Source organism: Aerosakkonema funiforme FACHB-1375 (assembly GCF_014696265.1).
Taxonomy (GTDB): Bacteria; Cyanobacteriota; Cyanobacteriia; order Cyanobacteriales; family Aerosakkonemataceae; genus Aerosakkonema; species Aerosakkonema funiforme_A.
In genome coordinates this window covers 14,267-35,986 of sequence record NZ_JACJPW010000087.1, presented here as the reverse complement: position 1 = coordinate 35,986, position 21,720 = coordinate 14,267, and the positions used below count along the sequence as shown (strand labels likewise).

Below are 21,720 nucleotides of genomic sequence, written 5' to 3'. Positions count from 1 at the left end.
GTGGTTTCGCGAACCAAAGAAGAAGTTACCAGAGAACCGTGCATCGCACTGAACAAGCTACCGCCGAACACACCAGCTACACCCAGCATATGGAAGGGGTGCATCAGGATGTTATGCTCTGCTTGGAACACGATCATGAAGTTGAAGGTTCCAGAGATACCCAGAGGCATACCATCAGAGAAGCTACCTTGACCCAAGGGGTAGATCAAGAATACTGCGGTGGCAGCAGATACAGGTGCGCTGTATGCTACGCAGATCCAAGGACGCATACCCAAGCGGTATGATAATTCCCACTGACGACCCATGTAGCAGAAGATACCGATCAGGAAGTGGAAAATCACCAACTGGTAGGGGCCACCGTTGTAGAGCCACTCATCTAAGCTGGCTGCTTCCCAAATGGGGTAGAAGTGCAAGCCAATGGCGTTAGAGGAAGGAACAACAGCACCGGAGATGATGTTGTTGCCGTACAACAGGGAGCCTGCTACGGGTTCGCGGATACCATCGATGTCTACTGGAGGAGCCGCGACGAAGGCGATGATGAAGCAGGTAGTGGCGGTTAAGAGGGTGGGGATCATCAGGACGCCGAACCAGCCGATGTAGAGGCGGTTTTCGGTCGATGTGACCCACTCGCAGAACCGTTCCCAGACGTTGGCGCTGGAGCGCTGTTGAATGGTGGTGGTCATGATTGGATGATTGCTATGTATTTTTCGAGGTTCGTATGATGCTTTTATTATGGGGGAGGTTGTTAAGGTTTGTAAAGATATTGTTGTCGTAGCGTTTTTTATGGGTTGTATAAGTGGAGCTAATGGGTGGGGTGCGGCGCGATCTGTGAGTTAAAGGAAAAGTTGGCCTCGAACTGAACAACTCAGCGCACAGCTCTTCGACTTGTACGCCAGTAGTTCAGTTTCTCATCCAATATTTGCTCGATCGCGCAAAGCATCAAGCATCATTCGAGCAGGTTCTAACCATCCAGAAAACTCTGGCAGCAAAGCATAAACCCAAACGATCGCGTGTAGTTGTCGCAGCTTGAAATATGGCTCTAACGTAGCCGAATCAGGGGCATTTGGATAAGCTGCTCTAGCTGCATCATCAAGATTAATCAAATCCCAAGCGATCGCACCAATGCAAGTATCCTCAAAATCATTCCACAGCAATCCCTCCACAGTGGGAATTAAATTAGAAGCATTGGCATCTCCGTGTAAGGGTTGTAAAGAATCATCTGAGTAAGTTATCTGACATAATAGATCGTCATATGTAGTTTGCAACAGCCTCAGATCGCTTTCGGGAAGTCGATCTGAGGCTTGATAAAGCCGCTTTAATCCATTTGGAATATCGTTGAGAGGCGGTGCTAAAAAAGGTAGTTCGCCTGGGTAATCGCGTAGAATAGTATGCAATTCGGCTAGCATTTCGGCGACAAGCGCAGCTTCTGGAACTACATCAGAAGCTGGTTGAACATAACGCCAGAAACTCATGAACAAACCGTCAAATTGATAAGGAATAGCAGGTAAAATATCGCTCGGAGCAATCACCGGAACGCCGCGCGATGCCAAAAATTCTACTACGGAAATCTCACGCGCTAACCAGGACTCGATCGGCGCTCGCAATATGGGGGTAATAGTACTGATACGAGCAACAATTGGCGCAGGTCGCAGATGAACTCGCAGCGAATAAGCATCAGCCAGAATATGAGGGTCATCTACTTTAATATCGTAAGCCGAAGCAACAGAAACCGCAGCAGCGACTGCTTGTGCTGTGAGAGTAGAATGACTAAATCGATCTAAAGTTGCCATGATATCTAATTACCTCATCAAACTACTTTTCTCGAACACCACTCAAAACCAGTTGAACTGATGCGTCACTATATCGCTCGATCGCTGCCTGACTGAAAAAATCTTGCTCTAACTCTAAATGTTTCATATTTTCGTAAGAATTCGCATAAAACGTGCAAATCCCAATAATCTGGAGCGCTGTCATCCCAACATCAATTTTTCTAAATATTCCTAACTCTACTCCCTGTTCCAGAATCCCTGTCAAGAAGCTAATTGGCTCTTGCCAATTAGCGTCGCCTGGGAAAGACTGACAAAAGAGCCAGAGGCTGGGTAAAACAGCACAAACGCAGCTAATAACCAGTAAAAGTGATGGCTCAGGGAAATGAGGAGTAATGCGATCGCAAAAGCAACGCCTCCCCCCAAAATCAATTGCCGTCGCTGACCCAGAGCCTAAAATCCCCAAAATTGGCTCTATCAGGCTGCTGATTGTATTGGGTATGCTTTTGAAATTTTTGGGGAAGTACTTGCATAAATAGTTCGAGCTAATGGATACTATAAGCCAATCAAGTAATCAATGCCAACGGTTAGCAAAAAATTCGCTCCAATCCAGTTGCCCCAATTGATATCTGCAACACTACCAACATGATTATTACAACTGCATCGTTTAAAGGTGGTGTAGCCAAAACTACTACTGCCATTCATATCGCCGCTTGCCTGCAAACACTAGGACAAACTTTGCTTATTGATGGCGACCCTAACCGTTCTGCTAGTCGTTGGGCAGAGCGTGGCATCGCAAATGGAAAATCATTACCTTTCAAAGTAGCAGGGGTCAATCAATCGGCTCGTTATAGCAAGGGGTGTGACCATTTCGTTATTGATACAGAAGCACGGGCGGAAGAAGAAGACTTGAAGGAAATTGTCGATGGCTGCGATTTATTGGTGTTACCGACAACACCCGATACCCTATCCCTTGATGCTTTAATTCAGACTGTAGAATTGCTCAAAGCTTTGGGAACCGATAAATACAAAATTCTCTTGACCAGAATTTCACCCCCACCCAGACGAGAAGGCGAGGAAGCCAGACAATTTCTAAGTGAAGCTGGTTTTCCCTTGTTCAAAGGTCAAATCAGAGAAGCTGTAGCATTCCAAAAAGCTGGCAATGATGGTGTTTTGGTGCATCAAGTAAACGATCGGCGTGCCAAAATAGCATGGAGCGATTATCAAGCAATTGGTAAGGAAATTTTCAGTGGCAAATAAACCAAACCGCTTTCACGGCTTAATGCAAACCATACGGCAGGAAAGTTCGCCGCTACCCGATGCTCAAGTAGAACAACTGCCAACAGCTAACAATACTTTATCGGGTGTAGTATCAGTTCCGCCAAACAAAATCTACCCCGATCCCGATCAGCCTCGCCGCTATTTTGATGAGATGGAACTCAACAAAATGGCAGCATCAATGCGAGAAATTGGCGTAATTGACCCGCTGACGGTGCGCCCCAAACCCAATAGCGATGGTGAATACGATCTGCTAGCAGGAGAGAAGCGCTGGCGAAGTGCAATCATGGCAGGATTGGAGATGGTGCCAGTTTGTATTTTTGATGTGGATGACAATACGGCTCTTGATATCAAGGCGATCAGTAACCTCCAGCGCTCAGACTTGAATGCTTGGGAGGAAACCCAAGCCATCATGGGAATGCTGATGCGAAATTTGGAGAGTTCCCAAGAGGAAGTTGTTAGCTTGCTAAACCTTGCTGCTAATCAGAAACGCGGAATTACGGACAACGTTGTCCGTAATTCAGATTGGCAGGTGGTTGAGGATGTCTTTAACTTAGTTGGCAGGCTGACTCCAGAAAGTTTTCGCAAGCATCGAGTGCCCTTACTCAAACTCCCCAGATCGATCGAGCAGGTGTTGCGTCAAGGAAAATTGCAATACACTAAGGTTAACGAAATTCTCAAACTCAAATCCCTTTCGCAGCAGGAGGCACTTTTAAATGAAGCGATTGAAGCTAACTTATCAGTAGAAGAAATTCGTCAGCGAGTCAGAGAAATGCGCCCTGCCAAAGGAGGGAAGGAGCAATCGCCCAATTTATCGGAGCGCTTGACGAGCGTCACTCGCGCTATCAAGCAAGCGAAGGTTTGGCACGATCCGAAGAAACAAAAGAGGCTAGAAAAGTTGCTTGGTGAATTGGAAAATTTGTTGCAATGATTGCAATGAGTTAACAGCCAAAGAGAAAATAGCTACTATGAAGCAATGGACTCTTTCGCACAAAATCAACCCCAACTTGCTTTTTCTGAAGCACATGCAGGAGAAGACCCACGTTTCATCTTTCGGCGAATGTTGATATTAGCGAGCGAAGATGTAGGACTAGCTGACCCCAATGCGGTAGTAGTAGTGAATGCTTGTGCAGAAGCATTTGATAGAGTAGGAATGCCAGAAGGACGCTATCATTTAGCACAAGCTACCTTATATTTAGCAAATACCGCCAAATCAAATAGCGTGATGGGATTTTTCGATGCTTTATCTGTAGTGGAAAAAGAGAAAGAAGCAGAAGTACCACCACACTTGAAAGATGCTAATCGCGATAACAAAGGATTCGGTCATGGTGTTGGTTATATATATCCTCACGCTTATCGCGAGCATTGGGTAGCTCAACAATATTTACCTGCTAGTTTGCAGGGACAGGTATTTTATCAGCCATCTCAACAAGGATTTGAAGGTGGAATTGCTTCAAGTGTTGCGCGTCGTCGAGAAGCACAGTTAACTGCTTCAGTAGAAGGTGTGGGGATAGCGCCAACAGAAGTGTTGACTTATGGAACAACTGATAGAGCAACCGAACGATGGTTGCAGCGTACTTTGTCTCAAGTGGGAGAACAATTGGGAAGAATAAGCGATCGGATTTTTAGTTTAACTCAAATCCAGCGACATCATGTAATACTTGACTTGAATGCAGGTAGCGGTTTACTTACTTGGGAAGCCGTCCGTCAAGTACCAGAAGGTGGCGTTTATGCTTGCGTTCGTAATTCACAAGAAGCATCAGCGTTAGAAGAACAAGCAGCTGCGCTACCAGAATTAAGGCGTCCGTTCGTGGTAGCATCGACTTTAGCAGAATTACCAAATGTTTTAGCAGCTTCTGCTGCTGATGTACGATTTGATTACATTATCGGACGCAACTTACTAACGCAAGAACCAGATAAAAATATTGCCGTACAGAAATTAGCTAAATTAATACCAAAGTCAGGTGTTCTAGTATTAGCGGAAAGCGTACCGCGTCATACACAACGTATTTATCGTTGGCTAGAAGACAAACAAATTGATGCTGATTTGTACGAAAGGTTGGTGATGGCGGAAGAAGCAATTTATGCAGACTCTTCAGATACAATGGTAAATTGGGACGTGGTAGATTTGCAGAAAGCTTTTTTGTCTGTTGGTTTAAGTGTGCAAATTTTTCCAGAACGTTTTCATTAATAAATGGCAGGGAACATATCAAAATTGATGCTGGTAATTATCAAAGAGGTAAATTAAAAGGCAGAAAACCTACATCAGCACAGTTATGTAAACATCGTGACGGTAACTACTACATCCACATTCAAATTAAAGACTCAGCACCAACGCCAATCAAATCTAATAATGTGATTGGTGTTGATTTTGGTCGTCGTGACATTGCTGTAACTAGCAATGGTGATAAGTGGGATGGGAAGCAAATCAACGATGTTAGAGACAAATTTTCCAGAGTGAGGGCATCTCTCCAGAAAAAAGCTACGAAAGGCACAAGGTCTACTCGCCGCAGGGCAAGGCAGATTTTGAAACGGTTGTCGGGCAAGGAGAGAAGATTTCAACAATGGCTAAACCACAACATTAGCAAGTCCATTATTCAGTCCGCATTAAAAAATCATGCGGTAGTGGCAATTGAAGACTTAACGGGTATTCGTGAAAGAACTCTTCAATTGCCAAGAAGTAAGACAGAGCGTAGACGTTCTAACTCTTGGTCTTTCTATCAATTGCGTTCTTTTTTGGAATATAAAGGCATTCAATTTGGAGTAGAAGTAATTGCTGTTCCTCCAGCTTGGACAAGTCAAACTTGCCATCAATGCCTACATATTGGATTGCGTTCTGACAAGCGCTTCAAATGTATTAATGAGGCTTGCTCTTGGAGTGGTGACGCTGATTTTAATGGTAGTAAAAATATTGCTGCTATTGGGGTGAATCTTGTAAACTCGCCCAGAGGCTCGAACTGTTTATGCTGTGTACTCAGTGTAGATAGTTCAGGGCTACTAAAAGCCCACACTGTACCCGATCGAGGGTCAGTGTGGGTAGTTTACTTCTAATTCTCTTCGTCCCACTTTAGCAATGCGTTTAGCTCAAACTCTATCTCAAAAAGAACTTGAAAAAATTCAAGAGTTGTTCAATCGCCACTTACTTCATCAAACATTACCTTGGTCAACAACTGTTGTTTTTGTTAGATAGTGTGTTATTGAATGAATCGATCCAACTGTCGATCTTCCCAAGATGTTGGGTCTTCCAAAGGCTCTAAGTGGGTGAAGATATAAGTTCCAGGGAGCGCTCGCACAATTGCCAGTTCGATCTCTTCACAGAGATCGTGTCCCTGCTTGACTGTCCAGGCTCCGGGGACTAACACATGCAAGGAGACAAAGCGACGTGACCCTGCTACCCTTGTTCTCAAAGCATGAAACTGAACGCCCTGAGAATCATAACGGGTCAAAATATCCGTGATAACTCCACGTTCTGGAATCGGCATCGCGGTATCCAGTAGCCCCAAAGCTGTCTCACGTAACAATTTCACTCCAGTCCAGACAATATTAGCAGCCACAATGAACGCAATAATGGGGTCGAGAATCAGCCAATGTGTAATTGGCACCAAAATTAATCCCACTATCACCCCTACTGAAGTCCATACATCTGTGAGGAGATGATGGGCATCTGCCCGCAACGTAATCGAACGCAAACGCTTACCCGCTCTTAGCATTGCCAGGGCTAGAGCACCATTGACGGCAGTGGCAACGAGAGATAGCCCTAATCCAATGCTCAATTGCTCTAGGGGCAGTGGATGTAGCAACCGTTCCCAAGCGGCAGCAGCAATACTTGCTGCTGCCACCAAAATCAATGCCCCTTCTACTCCACTAGAAAAATATTCAGCTTTGTAGTGTCCGAAGGAATGTTCTTCATCGGGCGGCTTAGCGGCATAAGTAACAGCCCAGGTTGCGACCACTGCTGCCACCAAGTTCACGACAGACTCAGCGGCATCTGACAGTAGACCAACCGAGCCAGTCAGAAAGTAGGCTCCTGCTTTGAGCGCGATCGTCAGCAGTGCAGCCCCGATGGAAAGAATCGTATAGAATCGAGCAGATTTGCTTTTCATCGAAAGTTTTTGCCTGACTTAACTAGCATAATAGTATTTTGGTGACTGCAATTTTTTGACTATCTAAGGTCTGTGACGGATTATGGAAAAATCAACCAATTCCTGTAGGCATTTTGTTTAAGAACGGGGCGCAATTGGAGCGGATTGGGCGGGTTAGGGCGATCGCCTTTGATAAAACCGGAACCTTGACTACAGGCAAGCTGCAAGTGGTGGATGCCTTCTCAACTGGGCCATCCACTGACCAACTCTTGCAAGTAGCCGCAGCATTAGAGAGCTTATCTGAACGCGGGAGGGGGTAACTGCTCCCACTTCTTTGGAAGTGGATGAGGGGGAACCATCCTAAAAAGAAATCTGATTCTTAGGCTTTGTAGCAACTAGATTTTTTTATTAATGTCAGGACATAGCCTGCGTCATTGTTTTCGTATAGCCAGAGGTGTTTCATATAGTGGAAAAAATTCAGAAGACCTCTCAAGTTGTACCCTTTATTTTGCTTCGTCACAAGTGACGAGACAAAATATCGAGACATCAAGAATTTTCTCTGTTTATATAAAACCGTCCTATGTCATCCTTTTCGTAGGACAGATGACTTGACTTTTGGCTGATTTTTGTAATTATAACCAGAATTTTAATCTTTCTAAATAAGTACTCCTTAAGTACAAATTTACTATCTTTTTGGATTATGCTTCAGGTACAAAAGTAAATTTTAGTTTTGAAGAAAACGCATTTTTAAGTATATATACTATAACTTTACTTAAACTTTAAAATTTTTTTAACAATATTTACGTATTGTTACTTAAACATAGTAAGTCTATTAAAAGGTAAATATGGAATCCTTCTAGAGAACGAACAAAGTAAAAAATTAAATTTGACATATTAGAAAAACATTAGTGCAGCCAGATGTGACTGCCTTTTGCTAAGCCTCAATTTATATAAGTTGAAGGCGAGTCAATCAAATGCTTTATGTTCCAATTTCAAGGAGATTACCGCATGAAAGAAAACAAACCCGACACTGGAAAGAAAGCCAAAAAACCCACCAATCCACCAGAGATACTCAGGGCGATCGGGCGAAGGAAGCTGTATAACAAATACCTGAAAATCGTTACCTATAACCTGGAAAACGGAGAAATAGCGATGACTTTACGGCAAGCAGAAGTGGCAGTTAAAAACCCACCTGTAAAAGTGAAGAATTTTTTAAGAGAGACAGGAGAAAACCCCCGGAAAGTGAAGATGCAAAATCGTTGCGTAACTAACATGATTCCCCTGTCAGCAGTAGCTCAATACTGGCAGCATTTGAACCAGCGTAAAAAGGGTAACTTGATGACTGAGTTTGGGGAGGAGTTACTAGCTGATTATTTACCCAAAACTGATGGTGATTCCCGATAAGGATGGCTGCCTAATACTTTTCACGAAAGCGAAAGAAATCGTATCAAGATAGTCAAGAGGCAGTTTACAGATCTAATTGTTGATGTGTTTTTTGTTTGAGTTGGCTAGAGTTTTCTTGTTGATTGACGAAAACTTGTTTCTCCGCTTCACTGAAATTACAAGCCAGTCGCTGACAACCCTTTTTAGCAGCATACCGGATTTGTGTATCTTGTCCTGGCTCGGCAATTATCAGCATTTGAGTTGGTAAGTGATGGAGTGCATGATATCGTTCGCCAAATGTTGCAATCTGCCAATCTGGATGGCTACTAATATTAGCTGTTTGCAACCCAAGGGTAGCTGAAAAGAGCATATTCTTTTCCCACAATTCCCTATTAGCAGGAATCGCTGGAGAAATTTCGCTGGCGTTGAGGAGTGAATTTATTTCCTGCCAATAGTGGGTAAAAATTGGCTCGGAGTTTCCAGGCAGAGTTTCCATCATAGCTGGCATTAATTTATTGGGTGTGTCAGTTGTAGGTGGATAACTCTGCCCGTTGCCTAAATGATGATTTGGAGGTATTACTAAATTACGATTGACCGGATTTGATTTAATCAGCTTTTCTATCGTTGCAGGTGACCTGTTATCCCTTTTTTTGTTACTGTATGCAATTTTAGCTAGCATCGCAGCATCTCTTTCTAATTCAAAACTGATTCCCTGTCTTTGCAGTCCAAGGATAGTAGGTTTTTGTGCGTGACCGAGTTTGCTAGCTGTAAACCTCACTCCTTCCATTTCGTACCGCAGTCCATCTACCACACCTTCTCGCGTGACTTTTGCTGCAACTGAAACTCCTCTTTCTTGTAGCGCTTTCACGTAGTTGGTAAAATTTTTACTATGTGCGATCGTATTTTCTATCTCATCCTGAATCTTATCGATAACAGGAAGCTGGGGTGGTGTATCTCGCTTACCTTCTGAATATTCTTTCTCCTCGCGCATCATCCGCCGTTTCTGTCCCGTAGAGGGTGCAGCGCGATTGACTTCCCAGGAACTCTTTACTGGTGTTAAATCAAATTCTTCCTCTAAACCTCTGAGTGCCTTCTCCAACCGTCGCTTATCCCACCAATCAGAAACGCATTCTCCATCAGAATCGATCCGGGATGCGGCAATATGCAAGTGAAAATGATTGCGATCGCTATGGGTGGCGGCAAAGTACAAGTTTTTATCAAAACCCATTCGGATCAGCGTACCTTCTACAATTTGCTTTAACTGTTCCTGGGCAGGTCTTTCATCGGGTGCAAAACTGATACTGATATGGGATACGGGAGATTGCACTCTCGTATTGAATTGGCGGGTAGCAGATAATTGCCTGTAGAAATCTTGTGGTGTTTCGCCAGCTAAGTTAGTGCAAAGCAGTTCGGCTTCTTCTTTTTCTAAAATGTACTTAGTTAAGCCAGCGAAACCCTTACCTTTACCAATTTTCCCAATCATCGCTTTCCTCCATCAAATCATCTTCAGAGGGTTCATCATCGGCACCTAAAATCAAATGCAAGCGCAATCGGTCAATTTGTCGAAGCAAATCTTCAAAGGGAATACGGTCGATTGGAGGTGGAATCGTTCCATCTGCTAGTGCAGTATTTTGTGCTTTAGCAATCTGATTGATATTAGTGCCAATTTTCAGCAGTTGCCAGTAACACTGCCAGTTGGCTTCTGGAACGGTACGAATCCGATAGCCTGCCATTCTTCGCCTGACTAATTCGGAAATGTCTAAGCCAGCTTTTGAGGCAATAGCTGCCCATGCTTCCTTTTCTTCTGAAGTAAGCATTAGTTTGAATTGGATGGTGCGCTGTTTGGTTTTTTGGTTGAGCTTGGCTGCCATTGAGAGTGCCAACAGAAACGTCCTTATAGTTTGTCCCTTGGCTGAAAAGATGAGCATCTAACAAAAGCGATGTACGGTTCTATCGCTTTAGCGATACGTTTTGAACGTGCAACAAACTTATTTGCTATTCGTGATTCGCAAATATAGAATGGAACTAGAGCGATCGCTTTAACCAAAACTAAATGCTCAAACCGCAAGATATAGTCGTTTTATTGAAAGTTCACAGCCTGCAAAAGGACGAATGGACGTACAGCACGCTGGCTTCCACTGTAGGGATGAGTGCGTCAGAAGTTCATGCGGCTTTGAAAAGATGTTCGATCAGCCGTCTCTACGATGCTGAAAACCGTCAAGTTTTCAAGCACGCCTTGCTGGAGTTTCTTATCCACGGACTAAAATACGTCTACCCCGGACAACCTGGCCCCACATCGCGGGGACTGCCTACCGCACATTCGGCAGAACCGTTGAAAAGCTTGTTGGTAGTTGACCCTTCTGATGCCTACGTTTGGCCTGACCCAACTGGAGAAGTAAGGGGACAGGCTATTGAGCCGCTGTACCGTTCTGTGCCAATAGCAGCAAAAAATGACCCCCAACTTTATGTATTGCTGAGTCTAATTGATGCAATTCGAGTGGGGCGAGTGAGAGAACAACGTTTGGCGCAACAGGAGTTAGAACGAAGGTTGGTGGCATCATGAATCAACAGATTTATATGCTCCAAAAGGTGGCTGCTGTCCTGGCTGATGTGCCGCAGACGGTTGTGTTTACTGGAGGTGCGACGATATCACTTTACTTGGACGATGTTTCCGCCCCCGATATTCGACCTACAGATGATGTAGACTGTGTGGTAGAAATTTCCTCTCGTACTGAATATTATCAATTTTCAGAATTACTGCGATCGCTTGGACTGGAAGAAAGTACAGACCCAGGTGCGCCATTGTGTCGCTGGCGATATGAAGATATTACAGTTGATGTGATGCCTTGTGATGAGTCAGTGTTAGGATTTTCCAATCGTTGGTATACACCGGGGATAGCAAATTCTATTGCTTACGAACTTCCAAACGGAAAAGTTATTCAAATATTTTCGGTGCCTTATTTGCTGGCATCAAAAATAGAAGCTTTTATCGGGAGAGGGCAGAGAAGTTTTTATTTTAGTGCAGATATTGAAGACATCGTAGCGCTATTAGACGGATGTGACCGTTTAGAAGTGGAAGTGCAACAAGCTGATGCTGAGGTAAGGAAGTTTTTATCAGCATGGTTTAGAAGTGAACGAGAAGGAATTTGGGAAGTTATACCAGCTTTTCTTTCCCCTGCGGCTAGAAATGCAGGCCGGGGTAGATTGGTTCGGGAACGAATAGAAAGGCTGATTCACTTAGCATAAAACTTTATTACCAATAAACAGGCGGGGGTTTGGGGGTATCCCCCAACAAGCTGTGGCGGCGACTGATTATTCTACGAAGGAAGAGATGTACATCCCGCCACTGCTTGCTCCCCAGAAGACCAAGATTTCGCAGGGGAAAAAGTGGGGAAAACTCGCACGGAAGAAAATAGGCACTTGTGCTTACTTTCCCCTAATATTCCCCCATAATTCCCTTGGGGAAAAGAGGGGGAAAAAACAATTATGGCAAGTCAGCGCAACCGATAATGCTAAAAAAAATATAAAGTACCCTGGCATTTTCGTTTCAAGCGCTCGATGTTACTGGGGGCGGCATTTTTAGCAACAAAGGGGCGCTTTTACGCCAAAAGCGATAGTTGGAATAAATACCCAAGACATATTTTTTGATTGGGATTGCTTGATAACTTAGGGATTAAAGCGATTGCGAGACTATCGTGACGGCATGGCGATATGGCTGATGCACTTGTGGAGCGATCGCATTAACGAATTATGGAAAAAGCAACATGAGCAGAACACGCAAAAAAAACAATTTAATTTTCACTTTAGATTGGGGAGGTTGTAGCCAAAAGTCAATCACGCATCATAAAAATACTAAGTGCGCCCAATATGTAGAAACCGGAGTAATTGAAGAAGCTAATTCTTCATGGTTTCATGCCCAGAGCGTCCAAACACCAACAATTGCAAATGTTCAATTTAACAGACAATGAGCAGAACAAGTAGAAAAGCTGGCTTAACTTTGGATTTTGGAGGTAGCGGAACGAAAGGAGCCGCCCATCACAAAGATACGAAGTGCGTGTTGTATATGGAACCGCAAGTAATTGAAGTGCCATCCTCGTCTTTGCAGGAAAAAACGCAGAAAAATTTGAATAATACTCATCCAGAAAATTTAGCGTGGGTGGGCGTTGGCGAAGATTATCGAGCTGTAGGATACTTGGCACAGCTTTTCTTAGCATCCCCTTCACTGCGTCCCAGAAAATACGAACTCGCCGTCTACAAAACTTTGGCAGCCGCATGGGTGATGCAGCAGAAATTGCACTTACCGGACAAGTTTGATTTATCGCTGATGCTGCTTCTGCCACCGGGGGAATTTGAAGACGCAGCATTGCTCAAATCAATGCTTAAGGATGCGCTTGCTTCTTTCTCAACGCCTACGGGGACTATGAACGTAAACCTCGTGCGGTACGAATGTTTTCCAGAAGGTTCTGGCATCTACATGATGTATCGTCAAAAAAGACCGGAACTTTTGAAACGCTGGAATGTAGGCATCGTGCAAATTGGCTATCGCAATGCCAGCGTTTTACTATCGAGTCGCGGGGTTTTGGATAAGGGCAAGACAACCAACCTGGGTATGGCCCGGATGATAGAATTGGTACTTGAGCGCACGTCCGGCTTAAATTCTGTCGCGCTGCTGAATGCGATCGCTATTGCTGGAAACAATCCGCAACCTCAGCATTTTGTGAATTTGGTTTCTATCTGCGATCGAGAACAACAACTCGTCCAGGTACAGAAAATCATCGCTGCTGTCAAAGAAGCGAGGACTGAGTATGCGATCGCGCTAATGTCTTGGCTAAAAGAAATGCTACCGCCCTTTGGGGAACTATCGGGAATTATCGTGGGTGGCGGAACGGCTGATTATTTGCGAGACGAACTCATGCAGGCGGTAAAAACAACTACTGTGGTGTGGCACGGTGAAGTAAAAATACCCCCTGAATTTGACTCCTTTGGTTTGGGCAGCCGCCTTGCCGATGTGTGGGCGCTCTCAGAATATCACGCCGCTTGTTTGAAGGAAAGAATAAAAAAGGAGGTAGCGACAGGTGGCTGATGAATTGTTTGATTTCAAATGGCGCTACAAATCTTCTTCAAATTCCGCACTTGCTGCTTTACTGAGGTACGTCCAAAACCGCGACTTGCATCCCACTCGAACCAAAACAGAAACGATCCTCAATGCTTTAACAGCTTACTATATGTTACCTGCGCTAAAAAGTTCTGGTAGCTGCGGCAAAGAAACGTTGGAGCTAGCAGCAATGGATAGCCTGCGCGGGCTAATGGAGCAATTTAGATATTTGTGTGCGCTGCAAGGAGTAGATGTTAGACAAATGGTTGCTTTGTTTTTAGGAGAAACTATTTATTCTCCCCAGCAAGATTTGGCAAAAGAAGATGAACCATTGACGGAGACATGGGATTTGTCAGGAATGATGGTAGAGCGAGAAATCTACGATGAAGCTGCTAATAGCTAAATAGCTTGTATAGCGCTTTACTTAACTACGTTATTACCAAAAGGAGTTTTCCAATGCTTTCAACAGGCAATAGAATTCCATCCAAACGGATGGTCTATACTTTCAATGAAAAGGGCGGTGTGGGAAAGACTACTTGCGCTAGAGGATTGCTAGAAATTTACCGCAAACTCAATATAAACTGTTTGGCTTTCGATGCTGATGAAAGGTCGGCACAACTGTATCGGTATTATAACAACAATAATCTTCCAGTTAAGAAAATCAACATTTTCAAGATTGGCGAATACGATGCTTTACTCAACGATTTACATGACGAAGAACCGGATGTGGTTTTGGTAGATTTACCGGGTACGAGTGGCGAAGCATTCGAGCAGATGGAAAAAGAATTAGCTTTGTTCGAGCAAGCCAGAATATTAAAATATCGCATCACGATGGTAGTGGTAATGTCCCGCACTAAAGACAGTGTTGATGCGTTGGAAAAATTAATGGAATATTGCAGCGAACGCCAACAGGATATAGACTATGTAGCCGTTCTCAATTTGTTCTTTGGAGAAGATAAAAAGTTTACTCGTTGGACTAACAGCGAATTGAAAAAAACATTTGAAAGAGCAGGCGGTATCGAAATAAAGATGCCAGAATTGTACGAAGAAATGTACGATTTCATCGACAGAGAAAATTTGACGTTTAGTGAGGCAGCTAATTCTAGCAATACTACCTTTACCAATCGTTCTAGAGCATTTCGTTGGTTGGAAGAGTTTGAAAAAGAACTGAAAAAAGCATCTAGTTTTTTGGGATTAGAATTTGCAGCAAAGTCAAGTAATGAAGTATCGGCTATCTCTGCAACTTCTTTCGATGCTTCTTCAGGTAGTTCATCTGCGGCTGATACATCGGATAGCTTATCCATAACTATACCAAACGCTCCATCTGATTCTTCTGCGCCAAAAGCTCTGGAACAACCTGCTAATACTAAATCCAATAAAAAAGGACGATGACGATGACTGGATACGAAATAGTGCCAATTACAGATGGTGTTTTCGTTAAAAATGCCGATGTTTTCAATAGCGATTCTTACCTGGGACGGCTTTGGATATTTCCGACTAAAGACCCCAGCTTGAATGGTATGGGTATAACCTCAGAATGGTTTTTGATTGCTTCTACGGGTCAAGTAGTATCGGGTCACGTTAATAAGGATGACAAATGGAGTATTTCACCTAAGTTGAGTTTACTGCCAAGTTGGGAATATACTTCAATGGATGAAGTATTCGACTGGGTTTTTGATACTTCATTAGCAGAAGAATATTCGACAGTACAGATGCTATTGCAAAACGTACAGGATGACATACCGCTATCTATGCAGGTTAGCAATCGTCCCTCTGATAGCGATGACAATGAAGATGACGATAGTACGGAAGAAAGCAACAAATTCAATCCTCAACTAGATCCAACTACTTTTGCCAATCTGATGGGAAGATTACAATTATTCACCGATTTGCTGGCTAGCGAATCTGAATTAAGCATACAAGCACCGTTTGATGAATTTGATGAGGATGAACTATTTTCGGATTTCGAGGAATATGACGATGAGCCTGTATCGATGTTACCTTTAATATCGCCACCTCCAGGGATAATAGTAAATGAAAGAGAGCGTGTTTGGTGGCAAAATAGTCTAATTGATTTGGTGGTAGAAGAATGGCTGGAGCGAAAAGTAACAGAGGTTGAAGTTATCCCTCATGTAAAACTAACGATTAATGTAGAAGAGGGTTACTTTTTGTTGCGTTCTGATGAGGATGGGCATACCTTACTGTCGGCTACTTTAACAGGCGAAGTAATTAAAGAGTTGAATACTACCGATGCAAGCTGTTTCGCTTTTTTAGAAGAAAAATTGCGTCAGGAATCGTTCGAGCGGTCAGCAGTTGAATTTATAACTGATATCAACGATACCAATGTCAGCAATATTCCAACCAAGAGGAGGGGGATTGAATATGGTGATTAACATCAAAGAAGCCAATCGAGATGCTCCGGTTTTAGATGAAGAACTGCCAGCTTTGGTAAAACTGTTGGTAGGGAAGGATTCAGAATATCAGAAACGGGTGCTAGCAATCGCCAAACAATACGGCATTAGTGCTAATGATCCATTGTTTTTAATTATGCTGGGTACGGGACAGCTACAGGTGATTTTGGAGGATAAACCAAAGGAACTCGGTGCTTTATTCGACAGGTGGAGTGATGCCATTCACGAATACTTGGAGAATGCGAAACGCACGGCTACTAAGGGGCAGGAAATTGAAATTCGCCAGATGGTAAACCGATTGATCGCACATTGCGAATCGAAACAGCGATCGCGCTTACAAATAATGTTACCAGCGATGGGGTTGCTGATGGCAGCGATGGGCTTTGGCGTGCTGTTAGGTTTGTCAGTACCATTATGGCTGGGTGGTGGATATGCACCGGGGCAGAAGATTACCCTTGACGATGCCGAAACTTTGCGTTGGGCTAAGAGTGCTGACGGGCAATTGGGAAGAAATATCGTCACCTGGAATTCGGAAAGTTTGACCAATTTTAACTGTACTAAATTACCCGCACAACAGTCCTTGGTTGCTAGGGAAAAGGGAAAGTCAGCAATATCTGAATATTGCTTGTTGAGAGTTAAAACGCCACGATAAAGGAGGAATTGAGATGAAAAAAGAAACTAAATTCATGCGGCTGCTCTTAAAAATACAAACTGCTTGTGGATGGATTTTGGCCGTTAGTATGGGGATTTTGGCAATAATTATGGCTTTTTCGTTTCCAGTGCAAACTTGTTTGTTTGGGTTGATTGCGATCGGGATTTGTCCTGGTGTGGATCTTCCAGATCTTGTTAGGGTCATAGTTGCGGTTGTGGCATTGGTTGCTTTGAGTGTTTAGCGAGCGACACTAATATTATTGGTAAGATTACTAAAATATTTGATAGTCGATAATTTTTAAATTATCGACTATCAATTTTATCTAACTACTTGTGAAATCTTGACTTAAAGTTAGACAAACTTTGCTGCTTCAATTTTTTAGTAGTGGTTTTATTGCAGATCGAATACTTGAACGATAATTGCGATCGCCAAAATCTTCGGTGTACTGAGAAAGGTTTTTGTGGGATTTTTGGTTATCAAAACGTTAGTCTAGAGAACCGGTGATTAATCCAAGATAGACGAAAAGCTGAGTTAGATTGCTATCTCTATAATTTCAAGCTTATAACAGCTTTAAAAGCTGGGCATATTTTCCTGTAATTTACGTACAGATTCCATTGTTCTTTCCAAGTTCTTTTGACCAATTGCTAGGGCTTGTTGAGCCGATACTACCATTTGAGGAAGTTGCTGAATTCTCGCCTCTTCAGCACAACGAGGGTCTTCGCTAGCTCGCTGAGCTAGATCGATTTTTATGGATAAATCAGTATTCAGATGAATGTTACCTACATAGTGACCAAGGACTCTAGAAGATGCTTCGGCTAGCTCTTCTTTGAGGTGGACAATGTTATAGGGGCAAGTTCCCAAGGGGTTATAGGGTCTGGGTAGAGGTTCGGATAAGATGGGTGATGATTCTTCTGATGTTGGTATGTTGGATGAGGGTTGGTCGTTAGGATTTGTCTTGCTATCACAACCAGTCAGGATAAATAAGCCTAAGCTAACTAAAGTAAACGGAATAAGCAACTGGGTTATATTTTTTGGAGCTTGGTAAACCATTTGTTTGTACCTCAGAATCTAATTGGTAATGTTGGCGGTGTAAAAATAAGATTGGGACAGTTCAGATTAAGTTTTACATCTGAAAAACGAACAAAAAGTTTTCTAAATACCCAGTCAAAAGTCAATAAACTTAACTGGGCATCTTTCAAATATCTTTGTTCATTACACTTAACTATCGGGAGAGGTTTAATCAAATATGTAAAATTCTGAGAATTTAGGCGATCGCATTTTCCACTTGGTTATCGGATAGCCTCTATTACTATCAAATTGAGTACCAGCAGGTAAGAGCGATCGCGTTTAGGGTTGAGTAGCCCCGTTCTGAGGGGAGCATTTTTGGGAATAATAAAGCAAATAACTGTAAATCAAGGCTTTTCTTCCCAGAAAAACAGAGGTAGCATCATGGCTTGGCGAATCAAACAGCGCTGGCAGGGATGGGGTTTATTGGCTCAGGTTAGTCGTCCCAGTATGGTTTTATTGAGCGTTGCGATCGCTTTGTCGTCACCGGGGGCAATGGTGGGAGCCTCGTCTGGAGATAGTTCGGTAACGCAGTCTGTACCGGAAAAGCTGACTCAACAGCAGGGGGGAAGCTTGTCAGAAAGCGATCGCGCTGCTCAACAAGCTTTTGCAGAAGCTATGCTATTGCATCAACAAAAAACGCCAGAAGCTATGCGTCAAGCTCTTCAGAAGTATGAAGAGTCCCTCCAATTGTGGCAGAAGGTAAGGGATCGTACTTGGGAAGCTATTACGCTTACAGCCATCGGTCAAGTCTACTCCGATTTGGGTGAGAAGCACAAAGCACTAAGTTACTATGAGCAAGCACTTCCACTTTTCCGTGTCGTGGGAGAACGCAAGGGAGAAGCTCTAACTCTCAACAACATCGGCCAAATCTACTCTGATTTGAGTGAGAAAGCGAAAGCGCTAGACTACTACGAGCAGGCACTCCCAATCTGGCGTATTGTGAGGGAACAATCTGGAGAAGCTTTAACTCTCAATAACATCGGCTTAGTCTACCAATTTTTGGGTGAGAATCAGAAGGCACTCGACTACTTAAACCAGGCTTTAACTTTAAGACGGGCTATAGGCGAGCGTGCTGGTGAAGCCATTACTCTCAATAGCATTGGCAAAGTCTATAATGCTTTAGGGGATAATCAGAAAGCACTTGACTACTTTAATCAAGCACTGCCGCTGAGTCGGGCAGTAGGCGATCGTGCTGGAGAAGCTACTACTCTCCACAACATTGGCGTTATCTATAATGGTTTAGGTGAGAAGCAGAAGGCATTAGACTATTTAAACCAGGCTTTAACTTTAAGACAGGCCGTAGCAGATCGTGATGGACAAGCCGTTACCCTCAATAGCATTGGTATTGTCTATAACACTCTAGGAGATAAACAGAAGGCACTCGACTACTTTAATCAAGCGCTACCGCTGTGGCAGGGGTTGGGCAATCGTGCTGGAGTTGCCTCTATTCTTAGTAACATTGGCACGGTTTACATAAGTTCTCAGGAAAAGCAAAAGGCATTAAATTACTTAAACCAGGCTCTAACCCTAAGACGTGCAGTAGGAGATCGTGCTGGTGAAGCCATTACCCTTAATAACATCGGCAATATTTATCTCCTTTTACAGGATGAACAAAAGGCACTTGACTACTTCAAGCAAGCGTTGCAACTGAGTAATGAGGTGAAAGATTCCAGTAGCTCCGCCTATACTATCCACAACATCGGGAGAGTGTACAATAACTTGGGTGAAAAACAACGGGCGTTGGACTACTACAATCAAGCACTGCCCTTATGGCAAATGGTGGGCGATCGTAGTGGGGAACTATCTACACTCATTGACATTGGTGAGGTTGAATTTACTCGCCAAAATCTTAACCAAGCCTTAGTTCAAACCAAAGCAGCGATTGAGATTATTGAATCGCTACGCATCAAAGTTACTAATCCAGACCTCCGCGCCTCTTACTTTGCTACAGTGCAGGGCGCTTATGGACTCTACATTGACATCCTAATGTCATTGCATCAGCAAAACCCCAACACAGGTTACGATAAAGCAGCATTTGAAGTAACTGAACGCGCCCGCGCCCGAACTCTCCTCGAACTTCTAAATGAGGGGCGTGCAAATATCCGCCAAGGTGTAGATCCAGAACTGCGGGATAAAGAACGCCAATTGCAACAGCAACTTACTGCACGAACTCAATACCAACTCGCACTATTTAAAAGTCAACCCACAGAAGAACAAAAGGAAGCAATTAGAAAAGAAATTGCAGATCTCCAGACGCAATTGCAAGAAGTCGAAACTCAGATCCGTGCTAAAAATCCGCGCTATGCCGCTTTGACACAACCTCAACCCCTCACCCTCAAAGAAATTCAGCAACAGGTAGTAGATACTAACACTATACTCTTAACCTACTGGCTGGGTGAAGAACGCAGCTATTTATGGGCAATTACACCCACGACTATTAACACTTATGTACTGCCCAAACAGGCTGAAATAGAGACAGCAGCCAACCAAGTCTATAATTTTCTGATTAATCCCAGCATGATGAGAACGACACCCAAAAAGGCAGCAGCAGCTACAGCTGCTCTCAGCCAGATGGTTTTGGGGCCAGTTGCCGGAGAATTAGGACAGAAACGTTTAATTATTGTGGGTGATGGGACGTTGCAATACATCCCTTTCAGTGCTTTGTCTTTACCTAAAGCAAATCCGACTGATGAGGTTAAGCCCTTATTGGTGGAACATGAAATCGTTAACTTGCCATCTGCATCTACTCTAGCTCTGATCCGGCGCGACACAGCCCAGCGTCTACCTGCCCCGAAAGCTGTCGCAGTGCTGGCAGATCCGGTTTTTTCTCAAGATGACCCACGTGTTAAAGGTCATGCACAGGTAGCAGCACCTACTACTTCATCCCAACTCAGACAGATGACTAGAGGCTTAGATGAGGGTGCTGCTGTGTCACTATTCGGACGGTTGCCAGGAACAGAACGGGAAGCCAATCAAATTTTAGCTTTGGTGCCTCAGAGCGATCGCTTCCAAGCTTTCGATTTTGATGCTTCTCGCGAAACCGCTACCAGTCCGCAATTGAGCCAGTACCGCGTTCTGCACTTCGCCACGCACGGCTTTTTCAACACGCTGCATCCAGAACTATCGGGAATTGTCCTATCTTTGGTCGATCGACAAGGTGAACCTCAGAATGGTTTACTGATGACACCAGACATTTTTAATTTGAATTTGCCAGCTGAATTAATCGTTTTGAGTGGTTGTCAAACTGGACTGGGTAAAGAAATTAGAGGAGAGGGTTTGGTAGGTTTGACAAGAGGGTTAATGTATGCTGGTGCTAGTCGCGTAATGGTGAGTTTGTGGAGTGTGCGGGATGATTCTACAGCTGAACTAATGACTCGATTTTATCACAAAATGCTGCAAGAAAAATTGCCACCCGCAGCAGCGCTGAGAGCGGCACAAATATCGATGTGGCAAGAGAAACGCGAACCTTATTCTTGGGCAGCTTTTATTCTTCAGGGCGAGTGGAAATAAGAAGGTTTTTCAAATTTCTACTACGCCCTGAATGAAATATTTACACTCGATTGACGCTGGTTACTGCTGATGATTGACCTGTGCGTTCGTTGATGATAGTAATCCACTTATCATCGCTATTGACAATGACAGTAACCGTGTCACCAACTTCCGCGCCGATACGACCTGCATAATAAACTTCGTACACATTGCCCGTAGCAGAACTCTTGACGTAGATCGAAGAAGGCCAAATTTTCGTGACAGTGAAAGCTCGGCGGGTTTGGGCAATTAGGACTGTAGATGTATTTTGCTGGGAGGCTTCTGTTGTGCGATCGGGAAAAATTCCCCCGGAATTAGCCAGTGCTGGTAAAGTAACTAAAGAAGTAGAAATGGTGGTTGCCAACAGAGCAGAAGTAGCTACAAATTTGCTGTTAAACATGGAATAATTTACTCCTTTTTGGAGAAGAATCAAATTGTTTCTACTTCTTTATCGGGA

Annotated in this window: 21 protein-coding genes and 3 pseudogenes; 16 read left to right on the top strand and 8 right to left on the bottom strand. The window is 43.7% G+C overall.

The annotated features are described in order from the left end of the window. The 3 genes and pseudogenes from H6G03_RS26760 to H6G03_RS37580 form a co-directional block, all read right to left on the bottom strand. A pseudogene (locus H6G03_RS26760) lies at positions 1-683 on the bottom strand (photosystem II q(b) protein); the annotation flags it as partial. Between the two features lie 225 nt (positions 684-908). Beyond that, on the bottom strand, positions 909-1,790 hold the full coding sequence (locus H6G03_RS26755; protein ID WP_190471209.1) for a phosphotransferase: 882 nt from the start codon (positions 1,788-1,790) through the stop codon (positions 909-911). Positions 1,791-1,812: 22 nt separating this feature from the next. Then, a complete protein-coding gene (locus H6G03_RS37580) occupies positions 1,813-2,232 on the bottom strand; it encodes a hypothetical protein (protein ID WP_206756648.1) in 420 nt (139 codons plus the stop codon). A gap of 179 nt (positions 2,233-2,411) precedes the next feature. Here H6G03_RS37580 and H6G03_RS26740 point away from each other — a divergent pair, with 179 nt between their 5' ends. The 4 genes and pseudogenes from H6G03_RS26740 to H6G03_RS26725 all read left to right on the top strand — a co-directional run bounded on the left by H6G03_RS26740 (position 2,412) and on the right by H6G03_RS26725 (position 6,095). Then, positions 2,412-3,026, top strand: coding sequence for a ParA family protein (locus H6G03_RS26740; protein WP_190471203.1), 615 nt, complete (start codon positions 2,412-2,414; stop codon positions 3,024-3,026). Continuing rightward, positions 3,016-3,975 carry a ParB/RepB/Spo0J family partition protein gene (locus H6G03_RS26735; RefSeq protein ID WP_190471200.1) on the top strand — a complete coding sequence of 320 codons (960 nt, stop codon included), beginning with the start codon at positions 3,016-3,018 and terminating at the stop codon, positions 3,973-3,975. Before H6G03_RS26740 ends, H6G03_RS26735 begins: the two co-directional genes overlap by 11 nt. Before the next feature lie 93 nt (positions 3,976-4,068). Then, positions 4,069-5,226, top strand: a pseudogene (locus H6G03_RS26730) (AAA family ATPase); the annotation flags it as partial. Then, positions 5,157-6,095 carry an RNA-guided endonuclease InsQ/TnpB family protein gene (locus tag H6G03_RS26725; RefSeq protein WP_322111980.1) on the top strand — a complete coding sequence of 313 codons (939 nt, stop codon included), beginning with the start codon at positions 5,157-5,159 and terminating at the stop codon, positions 6,093-6,095. The pseudogene H6G03_RS26730 and the gene H6G03_RS26725, both read left to right, overlap by 70 nt. Before the next feature lie 143 nt (positions 6,096-6,238). Here H6G03_RS26725 and H6G03_RS26720 read toward each other — a convergent pair whose 3' ends face one another. Beyond that, positions 6,239-7,147, bottom strand: coding sequence for a cation diffusion facilitator family transporter (locus H6G03_RS26720; protein WP_190471191.1), 909 nt, complete (start codon positions 7,145-7,147; stop codon positions 6,239-6,241). Between the two features lie 107 nt (positions 7,148-7,254). Here H6G03_RS26720 and H6G03_RS26715 point away from each other — a divergent pair. Both H6G03_RS26715 and H6G03_RS26710 read left to right on the top strand, forming a co-directional pair. Beyond that, positions 7,255-7,443: pseudogene (locus tag H6G03_RS26715) on the top strand (hypothetical protein); the annotation flags it as partial. A 691-nt stretch (positions 7,444-8,134) separates the two neighbouring features. Beyond that, entirely contained in the window at positions 8,135-8,530 is a 396-nt protein-coding gene (locus H6G03_RS26710; protein WP_190471189.1) for a hypothetical protein, read from the top strand. Positions 8,531-8,594: 64 nt separating this feature from the next. Here the strand turns inward: H6G03_RS26710 and H6G03_RS26705 are convergent, their stop codons facing one another. Further along, positions 8,595-9,992: a relaxase/mobilization nuclease domain-containing protein gene (locus tag H6G03_RS26705; protein ID WP_190471186.1), complete on the bottom strand. Its 1,398-nt coding sequence runs from the start codon at positions 9,990-9,992 to the stop codon at positions 8,595-8,597. Further along, positions 9,973-10,437, bottom strand: coding sequence for a plasmid mobilization protein (locus H6G03_RS26700; protein ID WP_199315501.1), 465 nt, complete (start codon positions 10,435-10,437; stop codon positions 9,973-9,975). The genes H6G03_RS26705 and H6G03_RS26700 overlap by 20 nt, the downstream gene beginning before the upstream one ends. A gap of 125 nt (positions 10,438-10,562) precedes the next feature. Here H6G03_RS26700 and H6G03_RS26695 point away from each other — a divergent pair, with 125 nt between their 5' ends. The 9 genes from H6G03_RS26695 to H6G03_RS26655 all read left to right on the top strand — a co-directional run bounded on the left by H6G03_RS26695 (position 10,563) and on the right by H6G03_RS26655 (position 16,908). Then, a complete protein-coding gene (locus H6G03_RS26695) occupies positions 10,563-11,072 on the top strand; it encodes a hypothetical protein (protein ID WP_190471183.1) in 510 nt (169 codons plus the stop codon). Next, positions 11,069-11,755, top strand: coding sequence for a nucleotidyl transferase AbiEii/AbiGii toxin family protein (locus tag H6G03_RS26690; protein WP_190471180.1), 687 nt, complete (start codon positions 11,069-11,071; stop codon positions 11,753-11,755). The genes H6G03_RS26695 and H6G03_RS26690 overlap by 4 nt, the downstream gene beginning before the upstream one ends. 518 nt (positions 11,756-12,273) lie before the next feature. After that, the gene (locus H6G03_RS26685; protein WP_190471177.1) at positions 12,274-12,477 is read left to right on the top strand and encodes a hypothetical protein; all 204 of its coding nucleotides are present in this window, start codon (positions 12,274-12,276) and stop codon (positions 12,475-12,477) included. Continuing rightward, positions 12,474-13,592: a ParM/StbA family protein gene (locus H6G03_RS26680; RefSeq protein WP_190471175.1), complete on the top strand. Its 1,119-nt coding sequence runs from the start codon at positions 12,474-12,476 to the stop codon at positions 13,590-13,592. The genes H6G03_RS26685 and H6G03_RS26680 overlap by 4 nt, the downstream gene beginning before the upstream one ends. Beyond that, complete coding sequence (locus tag H6G03_RS26675; RefSeq protein ID WP_190471171.1) at positions 13,585-14,007, top strand: hypothetical protein; 423 nt, start codon at positions 13,585-13,587, stop codon at positions 14,005-14,007. Before H6G03_RS26680 ends, H6G03_RS26675 begins: the two co-directional genes overlap by 8 nt. 53 nt (positions 14,008-14,060) lie before the next feature. Further along, the gene (locus H6G03_RS26670; RefSeq protein ID WP_190471168.1) at positions 14,061-14,996 is read left to right on the top strand and encodes a nucleotide-binding protein; all 936 of its coding nucleotides are present in this window, start codon (positions 14,061-14,063) and stop codon (positions 14,994-14,996) included. Positions 14,997-14,998: 2 nt separating this feature from the next. Beyond that, positions 14,999-15,997: a hypothetical protein gene (locus H6G03_RS26665; protein WP_190471166.1), complete on the top strand. Its 999-nt coding sequence runs from the start codon at positions 14,999-15,001 to the stop codon at positions 15,995-15,997. Beyond that, positions 15,987-16,667 (top strand): DUF6753 family protein, encoded by a 681-nt coding sequence (locus tag H6G03_RS26660; protein WP_199315500.1) that lies wholly within the window; start codon positions 15,987-15,989, stop codon positions 16,665-16,667. The genes H6G03_RS26665 and H6G03_RS26660 overlap by 11 nt, the downstream gene beginning before the upstream one ends. 13 nt (positions 16,668-16,680) lie before the next feature. Continuing rightward, positions 16,681-16,908: a hypothetical protein gene (locus H6G03_RS26655; RefSeq protein ID WP_190471163.1), complete on the top strand. Its 228-nt coding sequence runs from the start codon at positions 16,681-16,683 to the stop codon at positions 16,906-16,908. A gap of 329 nt (positions 16,909-17,237) precedes the next feature. Here the strand turns inward: H6G03_RS26655 and H6G03_RS26650 are convergent, their stop codons facing one another. Next, entirely contained in the window at positions 17,238-17,717 is a 480-nt protein-coding gene (locus H6G03_RS26650) for a hypothetical protein (RefSeq protein ID WP_190471161.1), read from the bottom strand. Positions 17,718-18,116: 399 nt separating this feature from the next. Between H6G03_RS26650 and H6G03_RS26645 the strand changes: the two genes are divergently transcribed. Further along, positions 18,117-21,245, top strand: coding sequence for a CHAT domain-containing tetratricopeptide repeat protein (locus H6G03_RS26645; protein WP_190471159.1), 3,129 nt, complete (start codon positions 18,117-18,119; stop codon positions 21,243-21,245). 40 nt (positions 21,246-21,285) lie between these two features. Here H6G03_RS26645 and H6G03_RS26640 read toward each other — a convergent pair whose 3' ends face one another. Beyond that, on the bottom strand, positions 21,286-21,663 hold the full coding sequence (locus tag H6G03_RS26640; RefSeq protein WP_190471156.1) for a hypothetical protein: 378 nt from the start codon (positions 21,661-21,663) through the stop codon (positions 21,286-21,288). Between the last annotated feature and the right edge of the window lie 57 nt (positions 21,664-21,720).